Raw genomic sequence first — 8,674 nt, forward strand, 5'->3', positions numbered from 1 at the left:
CCCCTTAGCTCCACCCATTTTTCGAACACATGCCCCCCTGCGCAGCAGCGGCGTACAGCAACGTGTAGCTACTCGGCATCGTCCGGTAGCGCGATGTCCACCGAGCCTAGAGCCTCGCTGAGCCGCTTCAACGCCTGTTCTAGCCGAGCCCGCATGCGATCCTGTGCCTTGCGCTGAAGCCTCGGCGCGACCATGCATATATCAGGCAGCGGAAGGCCGGTGGTCCCACCGTCACCACGACCTGCGGCCCTCCGCAGCAGCCGATCAGTTCGGGTAACCCGTCCAACGGTGCCGACGATTCTTTCGCCGTGAAAGCGCGCCGTCTAGGGCGCTCCCTGCGGTCGCGTCCCTCCGGGATGGCGCAAGCGCCACCCTAGACTGCGCCCTCCCACGGCAAACCCATTGGCACCTAGTGTCCTGACCCGTTAATTCGGCCGAAGTAGGCGGCGAGGGTTTCAAGGATCTCGTCGGCGGTCTTTGTCCAGACAAACGGCTTGGGGTCCTTGTTCCACTCGCTGATCCACTTGCGGATGTCGGTTTCGAGTTCGGTGACGCTGCGGTGTGCTGACCTGCGGAGTTTGCGGTTGGTGAGCTCGGCGAACCACCGCTCGACGAGGTTGAGCCAGGATGAGCTGGTCGGGGTGAAGTGCAGGTGGAAGCGAGGGTGCTTCAGCAGCCACTGGTGGATGGCCGGGGTTTTGTGCGTGGCGTAGTTATCCAGCACCAGGTGCAGGTCCAGGTCCTTCGGCACGGCGGCGTCGATCAGCTTCAGGAAGCGGAGGAACTCCTGGTGCCGGTGGCGGCGGTACGGCTGGGCGATCACCGAGCCGCTGGCCAGGTCGAAGGCGGCGAACAGGCTGGTGGTGCCGTTGCGGACGTAGTCGTGGGTCATCCGCGCCGGGGTCGTCGGGAGCATGGGCAGGCAGGGGGCGGTGCGGTCCAGGGCCTGGATCTGGGACTTCTCGTCCACGCACAAGACCAGGGCGTTCTCCGGCGGGGACATGTAGAGGCCGACGACGTCGCGGACCTTCTCGATGAACTGCGGGTCCGTTGACAGCTTCCAGGTCTCGATGATGTGCGGCTTGAGGCCGAAGGCCCGCCAGATCCGGGAGACAGAGGACTGGGACATGCCCTGCGACCTGGCCATCGTCCGGGTGGACCAGTGCGTGTCGCCCTTCGGGGGCTCCTGCTCCAGCGTCGCGGTGATCATGGCCTCGACCTGTTCGTCGCTGACCGTCCGTGGCCGGCCCGGCCGCGGCTCGTCCGTCAGCCCTTCCAGCCGCGAGGCCAGGAACCGGCCCCGCCACTTCGACACCATGTCCCGGGAAACGCCCAGCTCAGCCGCCACCGCGCTGATCGTCCCGCCCTCCGCGCAGGCCAGGATGATCCGCGACCGCGTGGCCAGCGCCTGCGCGGTCTTCCGCCGCCGCGACCAGGCGGTCAGCGACAGCCGCTCATCGTCAGTCAAGTTCAGGGGAACCAGCTTCGGGCTCGGCACTTACTAAGCCTACCAGCTAAGGCCGAATTATTGACTCATGACACTAGTGTGCCGCGGCACACTAGCTCGGATCGGATAATCACCTCATCTGGTCGCCCTCATGCACGTACGCTCTGAGCGTGGCTATCGCATCACTTATCGTCGCGGCTGTGGCGATCTTGGTCGCAACTGCCAGCGCCGCCTACACGCGAAAGCAAGCTACTGAACAAGCCAAGGTTGCTGCCATCGAACAGGATCGGCGGCACGATGAACTTGAGCCAGAGTTCGAGATCACGTGCATCGTAGAGAAGACAGCCGTTGATTCGGCCGTCCTGCGCGTGACATTGACTGGCGGTCTGGAGCCCCTTGATGAAGTGGTCATCAGCATTCTGGATGAGGCAGACAGGGATCACTGGTCTCGCGGGCTACCTTCCGGGGTGACTCAGGAGCAGGCCGAAGCGTTCGTCTGGGGACCCTGGGAATTCAACACGGGAGCCAGTGACCAGGTGGTGAGCAACCGTGAATCACGGCCACGGCCGTACTCACGGGTAAACGGTAAAAACTGGGATCTGTTGTCTCTGCAAGCCACGCGACCAGGGCACTGGATGACAGGTACTAGCCAGGACAAATGGCGGGAACAGTACCGGAATCATCCAATCCGCCTGCTGATTACCGCACGCCGTGAAGGTCATGACCCATGGGATGTGCAGCGCGACATCAAGGCGGATTACCCGAAGGTAGAGAGAATCCGCATGATCGAATGAGAGGACAGGTCGGTACAGCAGAAAAGGTCAGCAACAAGCGCGCTCTGACGAGGACTTCCGTGCACGTCCGCGGACTGTCTGGCCTGCCCAAATCATGCGCGCGAGTGTGCTGTAGCTACGGATCAAAAGGTTGGAGGGTCGCTTCCGGGCGTCGCGACATCAGCGTGGTGGGACAGTTCGCACGCCACTGCCTCGGGCCATTTCAGATCAAGGGCGGCCCGCTCCGCGTGCCGCCGCGGCTCCGGCCCGGCGCGCCGGGCGTGCGGCCTCTCCGGGCCGACCCGCCGCGCCAGCCGGACCGCGCAATAGCAGACCGCCTCGATCAGCGTGCGCGGTGTCCTCCTCGATGCCCATCGTCCCGGCGCCCGACTCGCCCCTGCTTCCTGGTATCCGGCACCCACGAGGAGGACGGGAGACAAGAGTCGCGACTTCGCGACTTCGCACCGCGCTGCCGAATTGAGCCGTTCTTACATCAAGGCGGCAGCGCTTCGCGCCGCCGTTGCCCGCCGCACTCGCGCCGGGCGTGCGGCCCTCGGGGGCCGACCCGTCGCGGCGCGGCGTGCAAGTCTCGCAGGAGCAGCCGATCAGTCCGCTTCATCATGGGCGCTTGAGACGCGCCAGCAGGCTGGCCGTTAGTCCAGCCTCGGAAACGTGACGTCCGTTGCTGGCAGGGCGCAGCTACTTGCGGGCCATCCAAATGCTGGCGTAGATCCGGCAGTCGGCCAAGTCCCCGTCGTCGGCCCCGGGGTGATCTTGGATCCACCTCTCGACCTGCGCAGGGCTGGAAGCGTCTCGATCCGGAGCATCACCTTGCGCGCGCCAAGCAGTGACGAGACGCGGCATAGCAACCAGCAGGCTTCCAGTCTTCTCCCGGTAGGCGGCCAAGATGTCGGTGTCGGGTTCTGTGCGGAGATAAGCCCCGAACCCTGGATCGGTGTTGGACGGCACGGTCGCCGGACCTCCTTCGGTCCTCTCTTTGTCACTTACGCCATATGTACGATAAGTCGGGACTCTACGGCCGGTTACGGCCGACCTGTGCGGTAGATTCGGCGCACCTTCGCTTCCCAGAGGTCACCGGCCAAGAAGCCCCAGCCCATCACCTTTCTGATGCGCTGGTACGTCTGTTGGAACGCGGTGATCGTCACCTGGACGGTACTGTCGAGCACGTCTGGCGGGAGGTACCAGTGCAGCAGTGGAGTGCCGCTTGAGGACACTCCAGATGCCATGAAGTTCATAAGCCCATATACCTCGCCATGCGTGATAGCCGAGTACGTGCGGTACACGAAGTCGGGCGGCGCGTTGGCCGGGACGACGGCTCTGAGCATTGCCCCCGTGGCATCGGTGGCGTTACTTGCCTGCTCGCCCTCTATGACCGGTTCGTAGCGCCGACCGGTGGGCGAGCTGATCCCTAGGTCGGCGATTCGCTGGAGGACGCGGCCTTCCTGCTGCAGAGCGTTGCCAACCGCGCTCCCGGCCTGCAATCCGCCCGTCTGGTACCCACTGGCTTGCATGCCGCTGGCCACCTGGCCCGCTCGTCGCGCGCTGGTCAGGCTAATCACAAGCTCACGGCACACCCGCCGCCGCACACCGATGCGCGGCTCCATCAGCCACCACACCGTCGACGCAATCTCGATCGCCGAGCGGGCCACGATGGTTGGCCCGATGACCGGCATCGCGTCATCCAGTATCTGGTGAAGGCAGGCCAAATTGTCCAGTACGCCGGTCATCATCAGGTTGGCCGCGGCGTAAGCGGTCCTGGGCGGGTTCTGGCCCCATGGACCAGCCGGGCCAGTCCCAGCGTCCGCCACTTCAACCGATGCCTCCGAACCTGCGGCCTCTTGCCACTGCGGCGTCCCGAGTTCCCGAAGGCCGAACGCAATGGTTGCCTGCAAGGCAGCCCGATTTTCCAGCACCACGCGGTGATGATTCATAGGTGCCTGATCCTACGCGCGGGTACTGGTCGGATACGGCTCCTTCTTTATGCCTCCGGCGGGGACCTCGGGCTCCAGGATGGACGCCGCCGCATGGTCGAGGTTGTGGGGTGGCTGGGGTGGAAGCCTGGTCATCCCGCCACTATCGGCCCAGGACAAGCCGAGCAGACCGAGCCCCACGGGTCAAGGTCGTTCGTCCGGCAGGGCGCTCCACCTTGACCCGTGGGGCTCAGCCCGCTCCCCGGTGGGTGGGCCGACGGTGACGGGATGACCAGCCGGGCCAGCCGTGCGCTTACGCGCAGTTCAGGTCAAGATCGCCGGGCCATTAGCGGGCCATTAACCCCGGTGACGAGCGGTCTCTCACGGTCACTTGCGGGGACCCCGCACCGCAGGTCAGGTCGCGTGCAGCGGGTGGATCGTTCAGATTCCCAAGCTGACAATGCGGCGTTCTAACGCGGCGAGGGTGGCGCGGACGTGCTAACGCGAATGCTAACAACAACTCTGGACAAGGCTGGACGCGCATGGACCAACACGACTCGAACAGGCCGCCTGAGCTGGTCCAACATGCGAGCCATGGACGCTCACGGACGATCCTCGTTTGACTCGTAATGCGTAGGTCATCGGTTCGATTCCGATAGGCGGCTCCCAGCTCAGAAAGCATAGTTCGAACAGTCACGTTCGATTGCGTGGAACGTGTCGTGGAACGGATGTCGCTCTTCCGTGTTACCGTTCCGGCCGGGACAACCTCGATACCTGTCGTTCACTGAGCGAGAGGAGACCGCGCTCTTGCGCGCGCAGCAGCTGAGGGTGCAAGGGAACCCCGTTCTGTAGCCGCCGTTAGTATTATTGGCACATCGCATTGCAAGGCTATTTTTGCCTGCATCTCGCGGGAGGCCACGATGGCGTTGGATGCTTCGCAGGTACTTGGCTCGCCGCAGCTTGCGGCGGTGAAGGTCAATCACCGTGGAATGGCTGTCGGGAGAGCAGCCTTCGATGCGGCTGCTGCGGTTATGCACGAGCACCCAGGTAGCTTGGGGCCGGACCAAACGCCGACGTTCGGTCGGCTCGCCTTGCTGGCTGTCACCAACGGCGAGCTCGCCCTCGTCGGGCTTAAGTCGACCCTCACGCTCAAAGTCGACAAGGTGCTCGTACGCGTAGCTCGCAGCGAGGTGAAATCCATCGAACTAGGCCGGGGGGTGCCCACCCCACTTACGGTCCTCTTCGGTCATGGCGGTACGTGGCGGCTTGAGGTTCCGCCGCCGAACAAGAAGCACGCCGAGGAGGTTATCCGCGCGCTTGAAGTCTGACTGACACTGGCGCGCGGTACCGGCCCCAGCGGAATATGGCAGCAGCCGGGAAGCACAGACAGACACCATCAGCCAAGTCAAAGTATCCACGCTTTCAGCTGAGCCGCGCGCGCTCGCCGTTCGCGACGGAGACCGTGGGGCTCATCGCCTTGGCGGAGAACTCCCCGGCTCGCCGGCAGCGGCGGGGCAGTAATCGTAGTTTGCGCCGTTGGCTGGCTGACAGCCGGGTGCGGCTCGTTTGAGACTCACATCTGCTTTTTCTTTAGGGTTGTGTGCTTTCGAGAGTAACCTTCCGGTAGCTGCATGGGTGGCCCGGTTGTTCGGGACAGGATGGCGGGCCCGGGATGTACCTGGACCGGTTCGTGGCGGGTGACACGCAGGGGCTCTTTGCTGCTGCATGGGTACGGCGACGTCTTCCAGCGGCGGCTGGGCGTCGGCGAAAAAATCCTGGTGGGGCCGGGAGGGTTTCTCTACAAGGACTCACCGGTCGCGATCTGCCCTGTCCCGGTGCAGGCCGGCGCGGGTTTCCGGAACGCGAACTGGGCGGAGCTGACCGGCCCAGGCCGGGTCGGAATCCAGTCGATGAACGTCCACCGGCACATCATCTGAGATCGGAGCGCGGTGATGAGCGAGAATGCCGGCCCTGGTGTATCCCCTGGCTACGTCTGCCCCTTCTGCCGGCTGAGCTCCGATGCGAACAGCCCTGCCTGCCCGAACTGCGGTGCGCCCGTCGACCTGCGCGAGCTCCGCGACGCCGAAGGGTGGGTAGAGCAGCCACCGATCCGCGACATGGCCCGCATCCAGGCCGGCCGGTCCCGGTGCCAGATCACCGGCAGCTACGTGCCGGTGGCCGAGGTGAATCTCGCTCCCGGTGACCAGGTCTACTTCTCCCATCACGTACTGCTGTGGGCCGACCCAACGACCCAGCTTGCTGCGCGGCCGATGAAGAACGGCTGGGACCGGCGCAAGGCCGGGATGCCGCTGCTGATGATGGAGGCGACGGGCCCGGGACATATCGCCTTCTCCGACGACGACCCGGGCGAGCTTATCGCCGTGCCGCTCGAGGCTGGCCAGGGCATCGACGTCGCCGAAGACCATTTCCTCGTGGCCACCGGGGCGGTTTCGTACGACTGGGTCAGCTCTGGCATCTGGTGGACCGTCGGCGGGGAGGTGATCTACCCGGGCGGGAAGTACATGGACCGGTTCAGCGCGCAGCAGCGCGGACTGCTGCTCCTGCACGCCCGCGGGAATACCTTCATCCGGGACCTGGCCGACGGCGAGCGGATCTACGTCATCCCGCACTCGCTGGTCTATAAAGACCTGTCCGTGCACATGAACATCCACATGGAGCGCCCGGCGTCGCCCCGAGCGCACTGGATGGTCATCACGATGATCCGGCTGACCGGGCCCGGCCGCGTCGCGATCCAGTCCCAGTACGAACCCAAAAGCGAAGCCCACTGGGGGTGGGACAAACTCGGCCCGGATGGAAGCTGGCGTAACTGGAACCCGGACCCGAGCCGCTGGCGCCGCGGTCCCAAGGAAGCCGAGCCCCTGTACCCCTAGTGCCAGGCCACTGGCGCGTACGACTTACCCCGGGCGCCCTCGTTCAGGCTGACCCGGCCGGGTCAGTGACGATTGAGTACTTCTCCTCGCAGGTCCAGCAGGGACTAGCGTGATCTGCGCTTGGCCGGCGCGGTCGGCGGATCCGGGCTGAGGCCTGCACCGCCATTGACTCCGGGTCCGTCCGGGTGCTTGAGGACTAGCCACATCGGGGCCCGGCGCCGTTTCCCGTGCCGCGCGTGCCGCTGAGGTGCCCCCGGACAACCATCAACAGCCAACGATCACCGTTAGCCGCACTCTGCGAAACCCGACGTCAGACCTGGCGTTGAGCCGTCGAGCGCAGCAGGGGACGGACTCGTAGTGCCGCAGGTCGCTGGATGGAGACGATCACCAGGGGCCAGCAATATCGGCATGACCCCGTCCGCTTTGGACGGTGTAACGTTCGAGACATGGAAGGACTTGCCGCCTCGGTCGTGCTGATTGCGATCTTGCTCGGCGTCCTGCTCCTGGTCGGGGGCATCGTTTACCTGCTCGCCCAGCGCCTGCCGAAGCGATCGCCGGAGCCGCCCAGGAAGCCGGTGAATCGGTGGATTGGGATTGGATGGGTCGCCCTCGTCCTGCTCATCGTCGGACTATGGGCGGGGATTAAGTCAGCCTCAAATCCCCAGCCCCAGCCTGGTGTACAGCTGACCTGCCCGGCCGGGCCCGTATGGCCACTCCTCCAGGGGCTGTGCGAGCAGTTATGAAGGTGACGGGCCAGGTCTAGGTCGGCCAGGGCCAGTCTCCCCGAGAAGGGAGGTGCGGGATATACCGTCCAACGCGGACGCGGCAGGATCTTCCTGCACCAGTGCGGGGAACGGGACACCTCGGGACAGGCTGAGACGGGGAGAGGCGCTGGGTCCCGCTCGATTTATGGCCATGGCATGCGCCAAGGTCAGCCCACACGACCGAGACCTCCTGATACGCCGAAGACGACCGTTGTAGGCCTCATGACCTAGTGAGAACCGGCGGCACCCTGTGAACGACGCCGGTGCGGCTAGGGCTACGGCAAGTGGTAACCGGGTATGGCCTGAGTCCAGCGGTGTGGAACGGATCGCGTGGAACTGGCCAGGGACCTGGCCGGGATCTTCGAGCGGCCCCGGGTGCTGACGGACGGGGCCCGGGCCGCGGGAGACCCGATCGCGGTGCTGGTCGGCCTGCTATGGCGGCGGGCCTTGGTGGCAAGCTGGGCGGACGCGCTGAAGATGTCCCGGTCGGTGCTGCCGCGCCGGCAGCCGCCACCTAACCAGCCAACCTGGTCATCCCGCTACGTGTCCCCGGTGCGATCATGGCGGCATGGAGGTTGCCGCCGCCGATCTCGCTGAGCTCACTCGCGAAGCTGTCGCGGCCCACCGGCGCATGTGGACATCGGCAAGCAGGATGACCGACGACGACTGCAGTGCCCCGTCCCTGCTGCCCGGCTGGAGCCGGGGCCACGTCCTGGCGCACTGGGCACGCAACGCCGACGGCCAGACCCGGATGCTGCTGGCAGCGCAGCGCGGCGAGGTCACCGCCCAGTATCCCGGCGGCGACGCGCAGCGCGAGGCAGACATCGAGGCCGGAGCCTCCCGCCCCGCCCGGCTGATCCTGCAAGAC

The 8,674-nt window shown here is 65.4% G+C and carries 8 protein-coding genes and 1 tRNA gene; 7 read left to right on the forward strand and 2 right to left on the reverse strand.

Features of this window, described 5'->3' with window-relative positions; all coding sequences use genetic code 11:
• Nucleotides 1–409: 409 nt before the first annotated feature.
• Nucleotides 410–1,498 (reverse strand): IS630 family transposase, encoded by a 1,089-nt coding sequence (locus tag Q1N79_RS01115; protein ID WP_300602998.1) that lies wholly within the window; start codon nucleotides 1,496–1,498, stop codon nucleotides 410–412.
• A 119-nt stretch (nucleotides 1,499–1,617) separates the two neighbouring features.
• On the opposite strand from Q1N79_RS01115, the gene Q1N79_RS01120 reads away from it, so the two are divergent.
• Nucleotides 1,618–2,241 carry a hypothetical protein gene (locus tag Q1N79_RS01120; protein ID WP_300603000.1) on the forward strand — a complete coding sequence of 208 codons (624 nt, stop codon included), beginning with the start codon at nucleotides 1,618–1,620 and terminating at the stop codon, nucleotides 2,239–2,241.
• Between the two features lie 1,022 nt (nucleotides 2,242–3,263).
• Here Q1N79_RS01120 and Q1N79_RS01125 read toward each other — a convergent pair.
• Nucleotides 3,264–4,157 (reverse strand): hypothetical protein, encoded by an 894-nt coding sequence (locus Q1N79_RS01125; protein WP_300603003.1) that lies wholly within the window; start codon nucleotides 4,155–4,157, stop codon nucleotides 3,264–3,266.
• A 559-nt stretch (nucleotides 4,158–4,716) separates the two neighbouring features.
• Here Q1N79_RS01125 and Q1N79_RS01130 point away from each other — a divergent pair.
• The 6 genes from Q1N79_RS01130 to Q1N79_RS01155 all read left to right on the forward strand — a co-directional run.
• A tRNA-OTHER gene (locus tag Q1N79_RS01130) sits at nucleotides 4,717–4,816 on the forward strand.
• A gap of 255 nt (nucleotides 4,817–5,071) precedes the next feature.
• Nucleotides 5,072–5,479 carry a hypothetical protein gene (locus Q1N79_RS01135; protein ID WP_300603006.1) on the forward strand — a complete coding sequence of 136 codons (408 nt, stop codon included), beginning with the start codon at nucleotides 5,072–5,074 and terminating at the stop codon, nucleotides 5,477–5,479.
• Between the two features lie 387 nt (nucleotides 5,480–5,866).
• A complete protein-coding gene (locus Q1N79_RS01140; RefSeq protein WP_367185010.1) occupies nucleotides 5,867–6,088 on the forward strand; it encodes a hypothetical protein in 222 nt (73 codons plus the stop codon).
• 15 nt (nucleotides 6,089–6,103) lie between these two features.
• Complete coding sequence (locus Q1N79_RS01145) at nucleotides 6,104–7,042, forward strand: AIM24 family protein (RefSeq protein WP_300603008.1); 939 nt, start codon at nucleotides 6,104–6,106, stop codon at nucleotides 7,040–7,042.
• Between the two features lie 1,094 nt (nucleotides 7,043–8,136).
• Nucleotides 8,137–8,403: a hypothetical protein gene (locus Q1N79_RS01150; RefSeq protein WP_300603011.1), complete on the forward strand. Its 267-nt coding sequence runs from the start codon at nucleotides 8,137–8,139 to the stop codon at nucleotides 8,401–8,403.
• A partial coding sequence (locus Q1N79_RS01155; RefSeq protein WP_300603014.1) for a maleylpyruvate isomerase N-terminal domain-containing protein occupies nucleotides 8,375–8,674 on the forward strand: 300 nt, incomplete at its 3' end. The genes Q1N79_RS01150 and Q1N79_RS01155, both read left to right, overlap by 29 nt.

Source organism: Trebonia sp., from assembly GCF_030042015.1.
Lineage (GTDB): Bacteria > Actinomycetota > Actinomycetes > Streptosporangiales > Streptosporangiaceae > Trebonia.

Bases quoted from the DNA above. Each gene is read 5' to 3' on its own strand.
- Q1N79_RS01135 (WP_300603006.1), top strand. From the start codon at position 5,072: ATGGCGTTGGATGCTTCGCAGGTACTTGGCTCGCCGCAGCTTGCGGCG.
- Q1N79_RS01145 (WP_300603008.1), top strand. From the start codon at position 6,104: ATGAGCGAGAATGCCGGCCCTGGTGTATCCCCTGGCTACGTCTGCCCC.